Raw genomic sequence first — 18645 nt, 5'->3', positions numbered from 1 at the left:
CCCACGGACCCCAAGGACGCCAAGGCGCTCAAGGATACGCCATGAACTATCTTGAATTGCTCGGCCTCTCGCGCGAACCGTTTTCCACCTCGCCAGACCCGCTCTCGTACTACCGCGCGCCCGGCCACGAACTGTGCCTGCACCGGCTGGAAATCGCCGTGCGGCTGCGGCGCGGGCTGAACGTGGTGCTGGGCGAGGTGGGCACCGGCAAGAGCACCCTGTGCCGCTGCCTGCTGCGCGCCTTTGCCGAACAGCCGGAAGTGACGGCCCACCTGATTCTGGACCCCGGATTCGCCAGCGCGGAAGCCTTTGCCCTGCACCTGTGCGAACTGCTGGCCGGGCCTTCTGCCAGCCCGGCCGCCAGCCCGGCGGGCGGGACCAGCGCGAAGGCGGCCGCAGCCGATACGGTGAACGCGCCCGACGCCGGAATCGGCAGTATGCGCGAAGACGACGGGTTCGGCCCCACTCCGGCGCACATCACCGTCAGCAGCGCCCCGGCGCACGCACCGGGCGACGCCGCGCGGGCGGCCCCCGGCAGCGAACTGCGGCGCGAGGCGGTGGAACGCATCCAGACCGCCCTGCTGCGCCTGACGCAGGAGCAGGGGCGCATCGTGGTGCTGTGCATCGACGAAGGCCAGAAGCTGCTGCCCGAATGCCTGGAAGTGCTGCGCGAATTGCTGAACTTCGAGACCAACACCGAAAAGCTGCTCCAGATCATCCTGTTCGGCCAGCGCGAACTGGAAGACACCATCGCCGCGCTGCCCAACTTTCGCGACCGCATCAACGAATACCTGCCCCTGCGCCCCCTTTCGCCGCGCGAAACCATCCGCCTGGTGCGCCACCGGCTGCGCCTGGCGGGCGGCCCCGCCGGGGAGCGGCTGTTCACCCTGCCCGCGCTGCTGGCCGTGCACCGCGCCACCGGCGGCTACCCGCGCAAGATCATGCGCCTGTGCCACCAACTGGTCATGAACCTGCTCATAAACAACCGCCGCCGCGTCACCTGGCGCGAGGTGAACGCCTTCGCCAGCCGCGATGCCGGGCTGGGCGGCAGGCTGGAAACCGGCCCGGCGGGACTTGTCGGCCTTGCGGTCGGGGGCGGGCCGGGGCCGCTGCGCGTGGCGGGCTACGTCGCGCTGGCCGCCCTGCTGCTGGGCGCGGGGATGTGGACGGGCGGGCACATGCTGCGCGGCGGCGAACTGCACCTGCCGTGGGCCGCCAAGGGCGTACAGGTGGCCGATGTCGGCATGGCGGGTTCCACGCCCGCGCCCGCAGAAGGAGCAGCGGACGGCGGCATGGTGGGCTTCTTCCGTCCGCTGCTGGCCTCTCTGGGGCTGTCCGGCGCGGAAACCGGCACCGGAACAGGCAAGGACGCTGCGCCAGCCAACGCGCCCGGCGCGGAAACGCGCGCCAGCGCATCGGCCCGGCCGCAGGCGGCAACCCCCGCCATGGCTGGCCCGGCAACGGCCGCGCTGCCCGGAGCAGGTTCCACAGGCCCCACGGGCGCGACAACCGCGCCGCCCGCCCGGCTGGGCATGGTGGTGCTGCCGCGCGGCGAAACCCTGCTCAGCCTGCTGGACGCCGTGTACGGGCGCGCCGCCGCCGTGCTGGACGCGGTGTTGCAAGCCAACCCCGCCATCACCAACCCCAACCGCCTGCCGTCGGACACCATCCTGGCCCTGCCCGCCATCGCCACGGAGCCGGGCATGGAGCGGCGCGGCCAGTGCGCCCTGCTGCTGGAAAGCCACCCTACGGTGGAAGAAGCCTACCGCGCCTTGCGCGCCAAGGGCGGCGGCAAGCGGGATGTGGTGCTGGCCCCGGTGTGGAAGCCCGACCGGGGGCTGCGCTTCTACCTGATGCCGCCACGCTTCTACGCCAAACCCGCCGAGGCCCACGCCGCGGCCGAACGGCTGTTCCAGCGATTTCCCGCCGCCACGGTGGAACCCGCCTTTGGCGACGGCGCGGTGTTCTACCGCCACTTCGACTGATCCGGCCACGTTCCCGGCCGTGCACCACGCACGAACCCAGGCGGCCCGTCAGCACTGCCGGGCCGCATTCCGTTCGGCCCCGGCTGCGCGTACCATCTCGCCGGGGTGGCAACGCCCGTCACCGTGCCCCACCCTGCTCCGCCGTATGCCTCGCGCCGTATGCCACGCGCCGGTCACGCGCGCGCGCGACGTATCCGGAACCGCGCCGTCACGCCCTTCCAACGCGCGCCCGCGCCGCCGTCACCGCGCCGTCACCATATCCTCACGCAACGCACGCCGAGGGATGCTTCCTTATTTGGTGAAACCGCGCTAAAGATTTTCTAGAGTCTCGAAATAGGGAGCGCACGTCGCCCCGCCCATTCCGCCTCGTGGCCCCCAACCCAGGAGCACCCATGGCGAAGAAGAAGGTGGACGCAGGCAACGGCAAGCGCCGCAAGGAACGGGTTGTCCCCGTCACCGGCGCCACATCCGTCCCCGCGCCTTCTGCGATGCAGGAAGAGGCCCCGCCCCTGCCGGAACGCAACGGCAAGCTCAGGCTCTCGTCACTGGAGGATTTCGAGGAGCACAAGCAGGCGCACCACGCCGACCTCAGGAACGCCGCCCGCGCGGCCCCCCGCCCCACCGGCAAACCGGGCGGCAAGACCGCAGCGACAGCCGCAACTGGCGCGGCGGGACGCCGCAAGGCCGCAACGCGCCCCTCCGCCGGAGAAATCCGCAAGCATTACGTCATCGACACCAACGTCCTGCTGGAAGACCCCGGCTGCATCGAGCAGCTGCGCAGCGGCAGCGAGAACGCCTGCTACCTGCCCCAGACCGTCCTGCAGGAACTGGACAAGCTGAAACGCCAGCCCGCCAAGGCCCACCTGGTATCCCGCGCCGTATCCGCCGTGGAGGCAGCCGTCACCCAGGGGCATCTGCGGGTGGTCACCGGCGACTACCAGGCCCTGGCCCTGCCCTCCTCCGCGCCGGAGGTAAAATCCTCCCCCGACCAGTACATCATCGCCGACGCCCGCTCGCTGCTGGCCACCGTGCCGCGCGAGGAACCCGTGGTGCTCGTCTCCAACGACCGGCTGCTGCGCATCATGGCCGACACCAGTTCCGGCCTGCGCAGCGAGGAATACCGCTGCTCCATCCCCTTCCGCTCGGAATCGGAACGCTACACCGGCTTCGTCGCGCCCGCCGACGTGGTGCCCAACAGCTTCACCTGGGAAGGGGCCTACCCCCTGTTCCACGACCACGCGCTGGATACGCACGAGGTGAAGTTTGCCGCCACGCCGTGGAACATCGTGCCGCGCGACGTGTACCAGGCGCTGGCCATGCGCCTGATGCTGGACCCCGGCATTCCGCTGGTCAGCCTGCAATCCACGGCGGGCAAGGGCAAGACCTTCCTGGCCCTTGGCTGCGCGCTGGAAATGGTGCTGAAGGAAAAGCGCCACAAGCGCATCTTCATCTCCAAACCGCTGGTGGAAATCGGCCCCAAGCTGGGCTACCTGCCCGGCGACCTGACCGAAAAGACCGACCCGTACATGGAATACATCGTGGACCTGATGCTGAAGCTGCACAACGAGCACCGCCGCGCCCCCAACGCGCTGGCGGCCACGCCCAACGGCACCAGCCTCAGCCGCCTGAACCCCAAGGTGATCCAGGTGCTGCCCATCAACTACACGCGCGGCCGCAACCTGGAAGACTGCGTGGTGATACTGGACGAAACCCAGAACCTCTCGCGCGAAGACCTGCGCACCCTGCTCACCCGCATGGGCCGCAACGTGAAGGTGATCTGCATGGGTGACACCCAGCAGGTGGACGCCCCCTTCAACAGCCCGGAGAACAACGGCCTTAACTGGCTGGTGCGCCTGCTGCGCGGCAACCCCGGCTATGCCCACCTGGTGCTGCGCGGCCGCAAGAGCCGCGGCCCCATCACCGACATGGTGGTGGCGGCGGGGTTGTAGAACTAACCCGGACCTGCCGTAAGAACCGCGAAGGGCGGATGCCGCGAGGCATCCGCCCTTTGTCGTGATGACGCCCGGCCCGGCGGCGAGGGACAAAATGGCCGCACGGGTCCCTTGCGCACCCGGTGCGGCACGGATAGCATCCTTGCATGTCCAGCCACCACACCCCACGTAGGGGCCATGCCCCCGCCACGTCCGCAGCCGATCTGCCGGACATCCAGTTGCCCGCCCCGCACACCGAAGGCGGTCTGACCGGCCGCGCGCTGCACGGCGTAGGCTGGCTGGCGGGCCGCGTGTTGCGGGGGGTGGCGTTGGGCCTGACGCTGGCGGTGACGGCAACAGGCCGTGGGATATTCGGCGCGTTGCGCTGGCTGGCCGTGTCCGTGTGGCGCATGGCGCGCGGCCTGTGGGCGGTCATCGCCCACGTGGTGGGCGCGCTGCTGGGCCGCAAGGGCGGCAAGGCCGCCAGTCCGGCCAGTTCGGCAGGAATCTCTGGAAAATCGGGCACGGTGCCGGGTTCTGGTGGTAGCCAGGAAACCGGGACGCACGGCGGCCCCAGCGCATCGCCGCGGGACGCCGATCACCGCTCCTCCCCCTACCTGAGCATGCAGCCGCCCGCCACTTCGCCCACCCCGCCACGAAAAACGCCGCAAGGCCCCACGCGCCCGCGCGCGCCCCGCTCCGGCTGGCCGCTGGCCGTGCGGCTGGCGCTGCTGGTGGCGCTGCTGATGGGGGGCGACATCGCCCGCTACGCGGTGTGGCCGCCCGTGGAACGGCTGGAGAAACAGAACCCCGCCGTCACCTCGTTCATGGAATACCGGCAGGCGCAGTGGGCGCGGCAGGGGCGCGGCCCCAGCTACCGCCAGAACTGGGTGAGCCTGGGCAACATCTCGCGCAACCTCGTGCTGGCCGTGACCATCGCCGAGGACGACAAGTTCTGGCAGCACGAGGGGTTCGATCTCGACGGCATGGAAGAGGCATTCCTGCGCAACATCGAGGAAGGGCGCATTGCCGCCGGGGGCAGCACCATCACCCAGCAGCTTGCCAAGAACCTGTGGTTCACCCCGGAAAAAAGCCTGTCGCGCAAGGCCAAGGAGGCCATCATGGCCTGGCGCCTGGAGCGCGAACTACCCAAAAAGCGCATTCTGGAACTGTACCTGAACGTGGTGGAATGGGGCGACGGGGTGTTCGGGGCGGAGGCCGCCGCGCGCCATCACTACGGCAAGTCCGCCGCCGCGCTCACCTCTTGGGAGGCGGCCCGCCTTGCGGCGGTGCTGCCCAACCCCCTGCGCTGGTCGCCCACGGGCACCTCGCGCGGGGTGCAGGTGCGGGCGTCGATCATCCATTCGCGCATGGAGCGGCGGATGGGGGGCGGGTAGCGCAAACGCATCCCGGCAAAAAAAGCGCGACGGTTACCCGCCGCGCTTTTCATTTCTTTCTTCTTCCCTTTTCCCTACTTCCCCAGCCACTCCTTGACCAGTTCGGGGTGTTCCTTCATGAACCGCCGGGCGTTGGCCATGAGGTCCGCGCCCTTTTCCTGATTCCAGGCCATCAGCGTTTCCAGTTGGTTGGCGTTGGCATAGCGAAAGCGGTCGAGAAAGGCGTAGACCTCGGGCATGTCCTTGTCCAGGCCGTTACGCACCACGGTGTGGATGCGCTCCTCTTCGCCCAGGGTCTTCTTGGGGTCATCCAGGTAGTGCAGCTTCCAGCGGCCGAACATCCAGTGCGGCGACCAGGCGGTGACCACGATCCATTCCTTGCGGCGGATGGCGTCATCCAGCGCGGCGGTCATGGTGGCCCCGCTGCCCTCCACCAGGGTCAGCTTATTCAGCCCGTACTCCTGCATGGCCTTTTCGGACAGCTTCATCAGGCCGGAGCCGGGGTCGATGCCGATGACCTTGCCCTTGAACTTGTCCGCGTTGGCGTTCAGTTCCTCGATGGACTTCAGCGGCACGTAGTCGGGCACGGCCCAGCCAAGGCGCGCCCCGCCCACCAGCGGGCCAAGGTCCTTCACCTTGCCGTCCACCTTCTTCAGATAGTCGCCGTGGGTCACGGGCAGCCACGCGGTGACCATGCCGTCCACGTCGCCAGAGGCCACGGCCATCCACATGGCGGCGGCGCTGACGGGCAGCACTTCCACCTTGCGGCCCAACTTGTCCTCGATCACCGCCTTGGCCAGATGGGTGCTGGCCGTGGCGCAGTCCCATTCCACGTAGGCAAGGCGAACGGGCTTGCCGTCCCCCGCAACGGGCGCGGGGGCCGCAAGGGCCTGCGACGTCAGCAGCAGGGCCGCCACGGTCATCAGCAGTATCTTCTTCATGTCGTGCTCCTCTGTTGGAGGTTATGCCGCGCACTGCGGCGATGTGATGCGGGGCGTGTGGGCGGGGCCTTAACAGGCAGTTGGAAAAATCTGCTTTGGGACACCTCCAGCGGCCAAGTGGCTGTCGCCTCTTGGAATCCCTTTTTCTCTGCACTCTCGTAAGGTACGCAGAATACAAATAAAAGTTTTAGGAGGAGGGGGTTCGGGGGAGGAGACCCTTTTCCAAAAGGGCCCCTCCCCCGCATGAACTTGGTTTTCCAACAGTCTGTTACCCGCCCACCCGCTTCCCCACATGCTGCAATATGCGGTCAAGGCAGATGGCCACGATGACGATGCCGATGCCCGCCTCGAAGCCGTTGCCCATTTCCAGCCGCTGGATGGCCTTCCACACCTCGCCGCCAAGGCCGCGCGCGCCGATCATGGCGGCAATGACCACCATGGACAGGGCCAGCATGACCGTCTGGTTCACGCCCGCCAGCATGGTGGGCGCGGCCAGGGGCAGTTCCAGCTTCACCAGCCGCTGGAAGCGCCCGGTGCCGAAGGCTTCCGCGCATTCCACAAGTTCGGCGGGCACCTGCCGGATGCCCAGACAGGTAAAGCGGATGGCGGGCGGCATGGCGAAGATCACCGTGGCGAACACGGCGGCCACCTTGCCAAGGCCAAAGAAGGGGATGGCGGGAATCAGGTAGACGAAGGCGGGCATGGTCTGCATCACGTCCAGCACGGGCATGACCACGGCGCGGGCCCGGTCGCTCATGGCGGCGGCAATGCCCAGCGGAATGCCCACCAGCACCGCCAGCAGGGTGGCCACCAGCACCAGCGCAAGGGTACTCATGGTGGCCTGCCACAGGCCCATGTTCCAGACCAGGGCCAGCCCGGCCACGGCGAACACGCCAAGCCCCACCTTGCGGGTAACGCGCCACGCCGCCAGCCCCACGACGGCGATGACCAGCGGGGGAGGCAGCGCGTCCAGCCCGGCCTCCAGCAGGTCCAGGCCGCTTTCGGTCACGGCGGAAAAGGCCCGCGTGGCCGGGGCCAGGTGGGTGACCAGAAAGTCGATGGCCGCCTCCAGCCATTGCCCAAGGGGAATGCGGGGAAAGGCTTCCAGCAGGCCCGTCAGATCGGGCAGACCGGTCAGATCGGGCAGGCCGGTCATATCCGCCATACTCGTCACGCTCGTCATGTTCGTCACCTCCATCAGGCGTTCCCTCCGCGTTCGGCCAGCGCCCCCAGCAACAGTCCGCGCACGATGACGCCCGCCAGCCGCCCGCGCTCGTCGGTGACGGCCAGCGGGTGGGGCAGCCCGGCCATGAGGGGGATGAGTTCGGAGGCGGGGGTTTCAGGCGGCACGGTGGTGATGTCCGTGCGCATGATGGCCGCAAGGTCGCGCTCGCCGCCCGCCATGTGGTCGGCGATGTCGTCGGCGGTGACCAGCCCCAACAGCTTGTGGTTGCGGTCGAGCACGAACAGGGTGGCGATGGCGTGATTGCGCATCTTGCGCAGGGCCGTGCGCGGGCCGTCCACGCCCAGCACCGCCACCGCCTCGGACCGCTTCATGACCGTGCCCGCCGTGAGCACGCGGGCAATGTCCACGTCGGCCACGAAGCGGGCCACGTAGTCGTCCGCCGGGCTGGTCAGAATGTCTTCGGGCGTGCCCACCTGCACCACGGCCCCGTCGCGCATGAGCACGATGCGGTCGCCGATCTTCAGCGCCTCGTCCAGGTCGTGGCTGATGAACACGATGGTCTTGCGCACGTCGTCCTGCAGGCGCAGCAACTCGTCCTGCATGTCGCGCCGGATCAGCGGGTCCAGCGCGCTGAAGGCCTCGTCCATCAGCAGGATGTCCGGGTCCAGCGCCAGGGCGCGGGCCAGGCCCACGCGCTGCTGCATGCCGCCGGAAAGCTGGCCGGGCCGGGCCGCTTCCCACCCGCCAAGGCCCACGCGGGCCAGGGCTTCCGCCGCCTTGTCGCGCCGGGCCGCTTTGGACGCCCCCATCACCTCCAGCCCGTATTCGGCGTTTTCCAGCACCGTGCGGTGCGGAAACAGCGCGAAGTTCTGGAACACCATGCCGAAGGTGCGCTGGCGCAGGGCGCGCAGGTCCTTCACCGAAAGGGAGGTCACGTCCGCGCCGTCGATGCGCACCATGCCGTCGGTGGGTTCGATGAGCCGGTTCAGGCAGCGCACCAGGGTGGATTTGCCGCTGCCGGAAAGGCCCATGACCACCACGATCTCGCCCTCCTCAACGTCGAAGGTGGCGCGGTTGACGCCCACGGCGTGCCTGGTGCGCTTGTATATCTCGTCCTTGGGCTTGCCCTCGCGGACCATGCCCAGCGCCTTTTCCGGCGCAGGCCCGAATATCTTGGTAAGGTTGCGGATTTCTATCTTGGCCATGTTGCCTCCTGTGGGCTCGCGCCATCGGTGTCCCGGTTCGGAAGGCCCGCGCCGGACCTGACGGGAACGGGCGGAGCGGACCGGACCAGATGCACCCGCCGTGCATGGTGCGGGCGGTGCGGCCCCGCCAAAGCACCAGGGCGAACCCGCCACCGGCCATGCCGTGCGTCATCCGCAAAAGGGCGGACACGGACGGACCGGCTGGGGGCAACACCCGGCGAGGGCGCGCGTCATGTTTTCGTGGGGATGCACGGGAGGGAGACACGGAACGGATGCAGTACGGCGGGGAGCGTGAAGCGGACCACGCGGCGGCCCTGCGGGCACGCCGCGAGGACAGCCGCCCCCGACAGCACCCGCACAAGGCGGGCGCCCGGACATGCGGCACGGGCCACGACACGGCCGCCACCCTCCGGGCCGCAAGGCACACCAAAAGGCACGGGCCGCGCAAGGCGACTGCATCCTGAATATCGCGCACCGGAAAGTCACACTATTCCGGAGGCCATCATCAAACCGAACTCATGTGCGTGCGGGCAGGCATTCCTTGGCCCTGGCCCGTGCGCTCAATATCCTCCAGGACATCGAAGCATAATATTTCAATTTCGTGCGGCAGCATGTTTTAGTTGCATGATGCAATCAACTACCGGCACCATTTTCTAGATATAAATCAAAAAATGTCCTGTGTCCACCCGCAATGTATTTTCATGACAATCCCCGATATTTCAGGCGTACCACGCCACCTCGGAAACGGTTCGCCCATGCGCCCAAGGCCGTTGCACCCAGGCGGAAAACATGCCATCCATGACGGCAGCACGCTGCGGAGGCAAGCATGGCCGTGGACAGTTTTTCCTTGCGACAGGCGGCGTTACGGTGGGGGGCAAGTCTGTTCGGCGTGGCCGACCTGGACCGCCTGCGCACCCTGCCCACCCATCCGGAAAACCTGCTGGACGGCTGGTCGCGGGCCATCAGCCTGGGTGTGCGCCTGGCGGACCCCGTGCTGGACGACATCGTCGATGGCCCCACCCCGCTCTACGCCCATCATTACCAGGCCGTGAACACCCGCCTGGACGACACCGCCCTGCGCCTCACCCTGCTGATCCAGGAATCTGGCGGCCGCGCCCTGCCGCTGCCCGCCTCGCAAACGCTGGACCCCGTGGCCTGCACCAGCATGCTCTCGCACAAGGCCGTGGCCGTGGCCGCCGGGCTGGGCTGGCAGGGCAAAAGCCTGCTGACCATTTCTCCGTTGTACGGCCCGCGCATCCGCCTGTGCACGGTGCTCACAGACCTGCCCCTGCAGCCGGGCCGCCCGCTGATGAACCGCTGCGGCAACTGTACCCGCTGTGCCGACGCCTGCCCGGCCGGGGCCATCAAGGGGACGGCGCTGCCCAACGAGCCGGGCGCGCACTACGAAAGCCGCGACGAGGCCCTGCACTTCGAGCGTTGCCGCACCCTGCTGCGCGAAGACTTCGCCAGGCGTCCGCTCATCGGGCATTCGGTGTGCGGGGTGTGCGTGAAGGTGTGCCCGTGGGGCGCACGCGGCAAGGGTGTGCTGCACGGGCGCGACGACGTGCCCATGACCATGATGGACGACCAGTTCACCCTGTTTCCGCAGTCGTCCTGAACGCACGGCTCGGGCAGCCCGCAGGTTTTCCGCGCATGCGACTACCCCGGGGCCACGGCCCGGCCGATGCGCCGAACCGTCACAGCCGTGTGCCCGCATGACACCGCAGCCCAGGGAGGCCCCCATGGTCCGCGCCATCACCCCCCGTGAACTCGACGACGCCCTCTGCGGCGAAGAGCGCATGCTGCTGCTCGACGTGCGCAGCCAGAGCGAACACGCCCTGCATCCAGAGGCCATCCCCGGCTCGCAATGGCGCGACCCGGCGGCGGCCGACACGTGGCTGCCCTCCATTCCGGAAGGCACCAGCGCCGTGGTGTACTGCGCGGGCGGGGGCGAGGCCAGCCGGGGCATCCAGTCGCGCCTGGCGGCGCGCGGGGTGGCGGCGCGCTATCTGGAAGGCGGTCTGGCCGCATGGCAGCGGCAGCACGGCGGCGAGCACGGCGAGCCGGGAGGGCTCGGCGCGCAGGGCCTGCGCGCGGGTGAAGGCTGCGGCCATTCTCCGGTGCGCGGCGAACCCGGCGGGCACATCCCCGCCGGGGGCGAAAGCGGCCTGCACCGCCCCATGGGCACCGGCCCCAATGGACAGTCCGGGCAGCCCGGTCAGACCGGTCAGCCCGGACGGGGCGGCAGCGAGGCCGGTGGCCATGAACACGCGCGCGCCAAGCGGCACGACGCGCCGGGCGGCACGGGGGGCGGCTCCACGGGCGGTGAAGGCGGCGGCGCGCACTAGGCAGCCCCCACCCGGCGCGTCCGCGTACCGGCCCTTTTCCTCTTCTTCCGCCAGTCACGTGCAGTGCAAGGCGGCTCGACCCAACCGGTCGGAGCCGTCCCGCAGCCGTTTACCCCCACCCCGGCGCGTGCTATGCCCACACCTTCGACGCGGCCGCCCGAGCGCTATGCGTTCGCCCCGTTCCGCACGCCGCCAGCAGCCGCACACCCGGAGTGACCATGACCATAGCCCGCCGCATCGCCGCGCGTTCCCTTTCGTTCTTGCCCCATGCCCCCGCCAGGCCCGGCCGCGCGCGCCGTGCGGCGCGCCCCGCCCTCTGCGCCCGGCTCGCGCTGATCGCGTTGCTGGCGGGGGGAGTGCTGCTGGGCGGCTGCAAGCCCCCCAAAAAAGGCACGGCCGCGCTGCCGGAGCGCCCCACCTACGTGCGCGAGGCCACGGGACAGGACGCCGCGGCAAATGCCGACGGCAAGGCGGCTGAAGAGGCCGCGCCGCCCGCCACGGCTCCGGCCCAGCCCGCGACGCCCGACCTTGTGGTGCAACCCGAGGGCATGGCGGACGCAGGCAAAGACCGAGCGGATACGGCGGATATGGCGGGGCAGGCAACCGCCCCGGCGCAACCGCCCCGGAACGCCACGGCGGCCCCCCTCGCCGCCCCCGTGGGCGAACTGGTGGAACTTTCCGACGGCACCAGCATAGAGGCCCCCACCCGCCCGCAGGACCAGTTTGCCTTCGCCATGGCCCTGCTGCAGGGCGCGGACGGCCAGCCCGACCCGGCCCGCGCCGCGCAGTGGCTGGAAAAGTCTGCCGCGCAGGGTTTTGGCCCCGCGCAGGACGTGCTGGCGCGCATGTATCTGGACGGCGCGGGCGTGCAGAAGGACGAGGCCAAGGCGTTCTCGCTGGCCATGTCCGCCGCCGAGCAGGACATCGTCAACGCGCAGACCCTGGTGGGCGTGCTGTACACGTACGGACGCGGCACCCGGCGCGACTTCATGCAGGGCGAAAAGTGGCTTTCGCTGGCGGCCGAACGCGGCCATCCGCAGGCCTGCGACCTGCTGGCCGAATACCACCGCAAGGGGCTGGCCGGGCCGGAAGACCAGAAGCAGGCCTTCCGCTGGACGGAGCGCGCCGCCGCGCTGGGCGTGGTGCGCGCCCGGTTCTGGCTGGGCGTGCACTACCGCTACGGCATGGGCACCGAACGCGACGACGCGAAAGCCCTGCAACTGCTGCGCGAGGCCGCCGACAACGGCAACCCCGACGCCATGGGCCTGGTGGCCGAAATGCTCTACCGGGGCCAGGGCACGGAGCCGGACCTGGCAAGCTCGGTGCGCTATTTCCAGATGGGCGAGAAGGCGGGGGACCAGCATTCGCGGCTCAATCTGGGCATCCTGCATCACGAGGGCAAGGGCGTGCCCAAAGACCTTGGCCGCAGTCTGCAACTGTTCGGCCAGTGCGCCGAAGGCGGCCACCCGCGCTGCATGACCCTGCTGGGCAGCATGCTGGCCGAGGGAGAGGGCACCCCGGTGGACATCGTCACCGCCCACTCGTGGCTGACCCGCGCCATGCTCTTCGGCGATGGCGACGCCGCCCCCGTGGCGGCCGAGGTGCAGCAGCGCATGACGCCCGACCAGTTGGTGCATTCCAAGAACATCGCCGCGCAGTGGATGCAGGCGCATCCGCAGTTTCAGCCCGCCGTTCCCGGCCTGCCCGAGCCGCAAGCGGCGCCGGGGCATCCCGAAGACACCGGCCGACAGGGCATGAGCGACATGCCCGCCACGCCCGAACAGTCGAATCAGTCCATGCAGCCCGCGCAGCCCGTGCAACCCGTGCAAGAGGACGCCCCCGCCGTGCAGGCCGCGCCCGAGGCCTCGTCCGCCAAGGTATCGACCAACGGCACGAAGTCGTCCGCCCCGGTCCAGAAGAAGAAAGCCAAGAGCGCCAAGACAGGCAAGGCCGCCCGCGCCACCAACTGACGCCGCACGTCCGGCGGGCGGCAGGCGCGACGGCGCGACGGCCAAATCAGACAGGACAGGCGCGACGGGCGGGTCAGGAAAGCGGGCACGGCAGCCCGCAGGCTACGCGGTGAATGCGCCCCGCTGGCGCGCCATGATGTGCTGTTACGCGGCCTCCTTCGCACGCCAAACGACCACGGACCCCACATGCCTCCAGTGCACGCTCCCCACGTCCATCACGCCCCCGGCGAACAGCAAGGGCCGGCGCCATCGGCGGGAGAACCGGCGCATGCCCCGCCGTCCCCCGGGGACAACGAGGCCGCCAGCCTTACCGGCGCATCTGGCCGCAGCGGCCTGCTGCGCGTATTCCGCCACCGCAACTACCGGTTGTTCTTCGCCGGGCAGGCCGTATCGCTGCTGGGCACCTGGATGCAGTCCATGGCCCAGGCGTGGCTGGTGTACCGGTTGAGCGGTTCCAGTCTGGCCCTGGGCACGCTGGGATTTGCCGGGCAGATACCCGTCTTCGCGCTCTCGGTGTTCGGCGGCGCGCTGGCGGACAGCCGTGACAAGCGCGCCATCCTCATCGGCACGCAGGTCGCCTCGATGCTGCTGGCCCTCGTGGCGGCCGTGCTGACCATGACCGACCTCGTGCAGGTGTGGCACGTGTTCGTGCTGGCTACGGGCCTCGGCATCGTCAACGCCTTCGATGTGCCCGCGCGGCACGCCTTCATCATGGACATGGTGGGGCGGGAAGACCTGCCCGCCGCCATCGGCCTGAATTCGTCCATGTTCAACGGGGCGCGCATGGTGGGGCCCACGCTGGCGGGCCTGCTGGTGTCCGCCGTGGGCGAAGGCTGGTGCTTCCTGCTCAACGGCGTCAGCTTCGTCGCGGTCATCGCCGGGCTGCTGCTGATGCGTCTGCCAGCGCACGTGCCCCCTCCATCCGGACCTTCGACGTTGCAGCGCATCCGCGAGGGCCTCGGGTTCGCGGCGCGGCACGAGGGCATCCGCACCATTCTGCTGCTGGTGGGGGCCACAAGCCTCATCAGCATCACGTATTCCGTGCTGATGCCCGTGGTGGCGGACAAGGTGCTGGGGGGTGACGCCTCTACCCTGGGGCTGCTGATGGGGGCCGTGGGCATGGGGGCGCTGGCGGGCGCGCTGGGCCTTGCCTCGCGCGGCAGCGGCAAGGGGCTTTTCCGGTGGGTGCTGTACGCCGCCACGGGCCTTGGGGCCAGCCTCACCGCCTTCTCGCTGTGCCGGTCGGTGTGGCCCGCGCTGGCCGTGCTGGTGCCGCTGGGCTTGAGCATGGTGGTGCTGATGGCCTCTGCCAACACCCTGCTCCAGACCATGTCGCCCGATGCCTACCGGGGGCGGGTCATGGCGCTGTTCTCCATGATGTTCATCGGCATGGCGCCGTTCGGCTCTCTGCTGGCGGGCGCGGTGGCCCACGCCGTGGGGCCTTCGCGGGCCATCATGCTGGCGGGCGTGGTCTGCCTGGGCAACGCGCTGTGGTTCGGGCTGTGGCTGCGCAGACGCGGCACGGCCATCGAGGGCATGACGCGGGGCGGCCGCTGACGCGCAGGGCGGAGCCCGATGGGTCCGCCTGCCCCCCGGCCGATCATCCTTGTGGCGTGCCGGCCCATGGCCGCAGGCAGCCGCGCCGCATGCGGAACCCGGCCAGCCGTTGCGCGGCCCGATGCAGCCCGCGCGCCCCTACGCGGGTACCCGCAGCCGCTCCAGCAGCACGGGCAATAACGCCCCGTTGGCGGCGGCAAGCCGGTTGGCGTGCAACGGGTCCGGGTGGCCATCGATGTCGGCCACGCACCCTCCCGCCTCCTGCACCAGCAGGGCTCCGGCGGACAAATCCCATCGCTTCAGACTGACCACGAAGAACCCGTCCAACCGCCCGGCGGCAACGTAAGCCAAGTCCAGCGCGGCCGCGCCGCCACGGCGCATTCCCGCCGCACAGCGCGCCACGGCGCAGAACTGCGCAAGGTACGCCTCCATGCCCGGCCACTTCGGCGGCGGCACCACGGTGCCGATCACGGCCTCGTCCATGCGGGCACGCCCGGCCACTTTCAGCGGACGCCCGTTGCAAAACGCCCCCCCGCCGCGCACGGCCGTGAAAAATTCGCGCCGGGCCGGGTCTGCCACCACGCCGAGCACCGCCGCCCCGTCCACTTCCAACGCGACCGACACCGCGTAGTAGGGTATGCCGTGCACATAATTCACCGTTCCATCCAGCGGATCGACAATCCAGCGGTACGGCGATGCCCCGGCATTGCCTGCTCCCTCGCCCGTCTCCTCGCCCAAACGGGCATGTTCCGGATAGGCCTGCCGGATGCGCGCGAAAATGGCCGCCTCGGACCTCGCGTCCAGTTCCGTGGTGATATCACCGGGGCTTTTGGTGGCGGTGCGCAGCCCGGCAAGCCGCGAACGGCCGCGCGACAGCACGGCGCACCCGGCCTTGGCGGCATCAAGCGCCACGACCAGCGCGGAATCGATATCCAGATCGTGAACGGCATTCGCACTCGGCAAGGAATGAGGAGAACAGGACGGCGAGGGGGAAGACATGTGGATATCCCATGCTGAAGGATTGCGAGACGGCATCCCCGGCCATTGGCATCGCGGCACACCTGGCGCGGCCCGCAGGGCCGCCTCACTTCCCTACCATCACGAGTTCGCGGAGGGAACCACGCCATCACCTTGCTTATAATGGCATTCGATACTCGCTCACCCTAGAGGGGAGAAATGCTGTCGGCCATTCCGGGGCAGCGTCATCCGCTCTTCACAGGAGGGCAGCACCATGTTCCATGGCAAGGTGTCGCCGCAGATCGCGGCCGGTCTTCTGGAACTGCGCACGCGCATGGAGGCGGCCAAAGTCCCGTCCTCGCGCGTGGACGAAACGCTGAACATCGCCACCTGGAACGTCCGTGAATTCGGCAAGAAACGGCGGACCGAACCCGCCGTGCACTACATCGCCGAGATCATCGGTCAGTTCGATCTGGTGGGGCTGGTGGAACTGCGCGACAACCTGACGGACCTTAAGCGCGTGCTGGACATTCTGGGGCCGTACTGGCGGGTGGTGTACTCGGACATGATTCCCGACGCGGGCGGCAATCGCGAACGGGTGGCCTTCATCCATGACACCCGCTGCGTGGCCTTCAAGGGCATGGCCGCGAACGCCACGCCGCCGCGCAAGAAGACGGGCACGCAATACCTGCCGGAATCCTCGTGGTGGCGGCCGCCGTACATGGCGTCGTTCGCTTCAGGCAACTTCGATTTTCTGGTCATCACCGCGCACATCCAGTGGGGCACGGAGGAAGGGCGCGAAAAGGAACTGCGCCTGCTGGCGGAATGGGTGGACGCCAAGCGCGCGGAAAAATGGGCCGTGGATCGCGACGTGATCGTCATGGGCGACTTCAACGTGCCGGACACGACCGGGCCGCTGTACCAGGCGGTGACGTCCAGGGGGCTGTGCCTGCCCAAGGGGCTTGCCGGGCTATCGCACGGTTCCAATCTGGAAAAGGACAAGCGCTACGACCAGATCCTGCACTACCCCACCTACCCGGAAAACTTCGCCAACACGGGCGGGGTGCTGGACTTCTACGGGAGCGAAGCAGGCATCGACGCGCTTTTCCCCGGCATGAGCAAGACGGACTTCACCTACCAGATGTCCGACCATCTGCCGCTCTGGCTGCAAATGCGTACCGACATCGACGACATGGTGCTTTCGCAGATGATCCGATGAGCGGTAGTTGGAGGCACGTTTCCAAAGACAAAGGGACGGCGGAATGTGCGCCTTCCCTTGCAATTTCACGGCTGACAGCCCAGAAGGCATCCATCGAACAGCCCGGCCCCATTTTCGCCGCAGTGCAACGACACGGAAGTGGGCAAACGCCACAGGCAGGCCGACAAACTCGCCCAATACGCTCCTAACCCCCGCCCCCTCGCGTCCTGTCACAAACGCGCAAAGGCCCCGGTGATTTCTCACCGGGGCCTTTGCGTGATGGGTCGGGATGCGGTTTGTCGCATCCCTTTTGAAAATAAGTGCTGGCATCGGCCTACTTTCCCACGCAAGAGTACGCAGTATCATCGGCGATGGAGGGCTTAACTTCCGAGTTCGGAATGGGATCGGGTGTACCCCCTCCTCCATGGACACCAGCACAAATTTCTGGTCACCGTCCGGCAAGGCTGGCTATTGAGCGCCGCCACATCGGCCGGGACCGAAAGATGTAATCAAACAGGGTGGAAAGGAAGTGTAGAGAAGAAAACAAGGCGCACGGGCTATTAGTACTGGTCAGCTGAATGCGTCACCGCATGTATACCTCCAGCCTATCAACCGGGTTGTCTACCCGGGCCCTTCAGCTCCGAAGAGAGGGAGACCTTATCTTGAGGCAGGCTTCCCGCTTAGATGCTTTCAGCGGTTATCCCTTCCGCACATAGCTACCCTGCTGTGCCACTGGCGTGACAACAGGACCACCAGGGGTGCGTCCATCCCGGTCCTCTCGTACTAGGGACAGGCCCTCTCAAGTCTCCTACGCCCACAGAAGATAGGGACCAAACTGTCTCACGACGTTTTAAACCCAGCTCGCGTACCACTTTAAACGGCGAACAGCCGTACCCTTGGGACCTGCTTCAGCCCCAGGATGTGATGAGCCGACATCGAGGTGCCAAACCGCGCCGTCGATATGAACTCTTGGGCGCGATCAGCCTGTTATCCCCGGCGTACCTTTTATCCAATGAGCGATGGCCCTTCCATGCGGAACCACCGGATCACTAACGCCGACTTTCGTCCCTGCTCGACATGTCTGTCTTGCAGTCAAGCTCCCTTATGCGTTTGCACTCGACGCCTGGTTTCCGATCAGGCTGAGGGAACCTTTGCGTGCCTCCGTTATTGTTTGGGAGGCGACCGCCCCAGTCAAACTACCCACCAGACACTGTCTCCATCCCGGGTAACGGGCATGGATTAGAGCCTTAGACTTGCAAGGGTGGTATTTCAAGGATGGCTCCCCCCATACTGGCGTACAGAGTTCACAGCCTCCCACCTATCCTACACATGCAAGCCCAAAACCCAATGTCAAGCTATAGTAAAGGTGCACAGGGTCTTTCCGTCTTTCTGCGGGTACACGGCATTTTCACCGCGACTTCAATTTCACCGAGTCTCTGGCCGAGACAGTAGGGAGATCGTTACGCCATTCGTGCAGGTCGGAACTTACCCGACAAGGAATTTCGCTACCTTAGGACCGTTATAGTTACGGCCGCCGTTTACCGGGGCTTCGATTCAAAGCTTCGCTTGCGCTGACCTCTCCTCTTAACCTTCCGGCACCGGGCAGGCGTCAGTCCCTATACGTCGTCTTGCGACTTAGCAGAGACCTATGTTTTTAGTAAACAGTCGCCACCCTCATTTCTCTGCGGCTCTCGCGGGCTTGGAGAGTAAATCCTTTCACCCATAAGAGCACCCCTTCTTCCGAAGTTACGGGGTTATTTTGCCGAGTTCCTTGGCCAGAGTTCTCTCGAGCGCCTTGGGTTATTCACCCCACCCACCTGTGTTGGTTTCCGGTACGGTTCGCACGCGCTAAACTTAGGAGCTTTTCTAGGCAGTAGAGGCTCAACAGCTTCAGACCTTGCGGTCACGGACTCGCGTCTCGGCCTTGAAGAGGGCGGATTTGCCTACCCTCAAGCCTACCTGCTTGCACC

General features: G+C 67.7%; 12 protein-coding genes and 2 rRNA genes (1 of these 14 cut by a window edge). 8 read left to right on the top strand and 6 right to left on the bottom strand.

Features of this window, described 5'->3' with window-relative positions:
• Positions 1 to 41: 41 nt before the first annotated feature.
• The 3 genes from RVX_RS05295 (at position 42) to mtgA (ending at position 5313) form a co-directional block, all read left to right on the top strand.
• Positions 42 to 1985, top strand: a complete 1944-nt coding sequence (locus RVX_RS05295) for an AAA family ATPase (RefSeq protein ID WP_116305023.1) — start codon at positions 42 to 44, stop codon at positions 1983 to 1985.
• Between the two features lie 392 nt (positions 1986 to 2377).
• Entirely contained in the window at positions 2378 to 3934 is a 1557-nt protein-coding gene (locus tag RVX_RS05290; RefSeq protein WP_116305022.1) for a PhoH family protein, read from the top strand.
• Positions 3935 to 4083: 149 nt separating this feature from the next.
• Positions 4084 to 5313, top strand: coding sequence for a monofunctional biosynthetic peptidoglycan transglycosylase (gene mtgA / locus RVX_RS05285; protein WP_116305021.1), 1230 nt, complete (start codon positions 4084 to 4086; stop codon positions 5311 to 5313).
• Positions 5314 to 5387: 74 nt separating this feature from the next.
• On the opposite strand, the gene RVX_RS05280 is transcribed toward mtgA, so the two are convergent.
• The 3 genes from RVX_RS05280 to RVX_RS05270 all read right to left on the bottom strand — a co-directional run bounded on the left by RVX_RS05280 (position 5388) and on the right by RVX_RS05270 (position 8645).
• Positions 5388 to 6254: a glycine betaine ABC transporter substrate-binding protein gene (locus tag RVX_RS05280; protein ID WP_116305020.1), complete on the bottom strand. Its 867-nt coding sequence runs from the start codon at positions 6252 to 6254 to the stop codon at positions 5388 to 5390.
• 268 nt (positions 6255 to 6522) lie between these two features.
• The gene (locus RVX_RS05275; RefSeq protein ID WP_116306374.1) at positions 6523 to 7410 is read right to left on the bottom strand and encodes an ABC transporter permease; all 888 of its coding nucleotides are present in this window, start codon (positions 7408 to 7410) and stop codon (positions 6523 to 6525) included.
• A 41-nt stretch (positions 7411 to 7451) separates the two neighbouring features.
• On the bottom strand, positions 7452 to 8645 hold the full coding sequence (locus RVX_RS05270) for a quaternary amine ABC transporter ATP-binding protein (protein WP_116305019.1): 1194 nt from the start codon (positions 8643 to 8645) through the stop codon (positions 7452 to 7454).
• Positions 8646 to 9471: 826 nt separating this feature from the next.
• Between RVX_RS05270 and RVX_RS05265 the strand changes: the two genes are divergently transcribed.
• The 4 genes from RVX_RS05265 (at position 9472) to RVX_RS05250 (ending at position 14520) form a co-directional block, all read left to right on the top strand.
• Positions 9472 to 10263, top strand: a complete 792-nt coding sequence (locus RVX_RS05265) for a 4Fe-4S double cluster binding domain-containing protein (RefSeq protein WP_116305018.1) — start codon at positions 9472 to 9474, stop codon at positions 10261 to 10263.
• Between the two features lie 124 nt (positions 10264 to 10387).
• A complete protein-coding gene (locus RVX_RS05260; protein ID WP_116305017.1) occupies positions 10388 to 10993 on the top strand; it encodes a rhodanese-like domain-containing protein in 606 nt (201 codons plus the stop codon).
• Between the two features lie 218 nt (positions 10994 to 11211).
• Positions 11212 to 12963 carry a tetratricopeptide repeat protein gene (locus RVX_RS05255; RefSeq protein ID WP_172596526.1) on the top strand — a complete coding sequence of 584 codons (1752 nt, stop codon included), beginning with the start codon at positions 11212 to 11214 and terminating at the stop codon, positions 12961 to 12963.
• A 186-nt stretch (positions 12964 to 13149) separates the two neighbouring features.
• On the top strand, positions 13150 to 14520 hold the full coding sequence (locus tag RVX_RS05250; protein WP_230404406.1) for an MFS transporter: 1371 nt from the start codon (positions 13150 to 13152) through the stop codon (positions 14518 to 14520).
• Positions 14521 to 14658: 138 nt separating this feature from the next.
• Here RVX_RS05250 and RVX_RS05245 read toward each other — a convergent pair whose 3' ends face one another.
• Positions 14659 to 15432 carry an inositol monophosphatase family protein gene (locus tag RVX_RS05245; RefSeq protein ID WP_230404405.1) on the bottom strand — a complete coding sequence of 258 codons (774 nt, stop codon included), beginning with the start codon at positions 15430 to 15432 and terminating at the stop codon, positions 14659 to 14661.
• A 319-nt stretch (positions 15433 to 15751) separates the two neighbouring features.
• On the opposite strand from RVX_RS05245, the gene RVX_RS05240 reads away from it, so the two are divergent.
• On the top strand, positions 15752 to 16696 hold the full coding sequence (locus RVX_RS05240; RefSeq protein WP_116305014.1) for an endonuclease/exonuclease/phosphatase family protein: 945 nt from the start codon (positions 15752 to 15754) through the stop codon (positions 16694 to 16696).
• 300 nt (positions 16697 to 16996) lie between these two features.
• On the opposite strand, the gene rrf is transcribed toward RVX_RS05240, so the two are convergent.
• Both rrf and RVX_RS05230 read right to left on the bottom strand, forming a co-directional pair.
• Positions 16997 to 17111: ribosomal RNA gene (gene rrf, locus RVX_RS05235) — 5S ribosomal RNA — on the bottom strand.
• A 103-nt stretch (positions 17112 to 17214) separates the two neighbouring features.
• A 23S ribosomal RNA gene (locus RVX_RS05230) occupies positions 17215 to 18645 on the bottom strand; it runs 1497 nt beyond the window's last position.

Origin of the sequence: Nitratidesulfovibrio sp. HK-II, assembly GCF_003402415.2 — a bacterium.
In the GTDB taxonomy this organism is placed as follows: Bacteria; Desulfobacterota; Desulfovibrionia; order Desulfovibrionales; family Desulfovibrionaceae; genus Cupidesulfovibrio.
This window is presented reverse-complemented; position numbering and strand designations above follow the sequence as displayed.

Bases quoted from the DNA above. Each gene is read 5' to 3' on its own strand.
- RVX_RS05265 (WP_116305018.1), top strand. From the start codon at position 9,472: ATGGCCGTGGACAGTTTTTCCTTGCGACAGGCGGCGTTACGGTGGGGG.
- mtgA (WP_116305021.1), top strand. From the start codon at position 4,084: ATGTCCAGCCACCACACCCCACGTAGGGGCCATGCCCCCGCCACGTCC.
- RVX_RS05275 (WP_116306374.1), bottom strand. From the start codon at position 7,410: ATGACCGGCCTGCCCGATCTGACCGGTCTGCCCGATCTGACGGGCCTG.
- RVX_RS05270 (WP_116305019.1), bottom strand. From the start codon at position 8,645: ATGGCCAAGATAGAAATCCGCAACCTTACCAAGATATTCGGGCCTGCG.
- RVX_RS05240 (WP_116305014.1), top strand. From the start codon at position 15,752: ATGTTCCATGGCAAGGTGTCGCCGCAGATCGCGGCCGGTCTTCTGGAA.
- RVX_RS05260 (WP_116305017.1), top strand. From the start codon at position 10,388: ATGGTCCGCGCCATCACCCCCCGTGAACTCGACGACGCCCTCTGCGGC.
- RVX_RS05280 (WP_116305020.1), bottom strand. From the start codon at position 6,254: ATGAAGAAGATACTGCTGATGACCGTGGCGGCCCTGCTGCTGACGTCG.
- RVX_RS05255 (WP_172596526.1), top strand. From the start codon at position 11,212: ATGACCATAGCCCGCCGCATCGCCGCGCGTTCCCTTTCGTTCTTGCCC.
- RVX_RS05290 (WP_116305022.1), top strand. From the start codon at position 2,378: ATGGCGAAGAAGAAGGTGGACGCAGGCAACGGCAAGCGCCGCAAGGAA.
- RVX_RS05295 (WP_116305023.1), top strand. From the start codon at position 42: ATGAACTATCTTGAATTGCTCGGCCTCTCGCGCGAACCGTTTTCCACC.
- RVX_RS05250 (WP_230404406.1), top strand. From the start codon at position 13,150: ATGCCTCCAGTGCACGCTCCCCACGTCCATCACGCCCCCGGCGAACAG.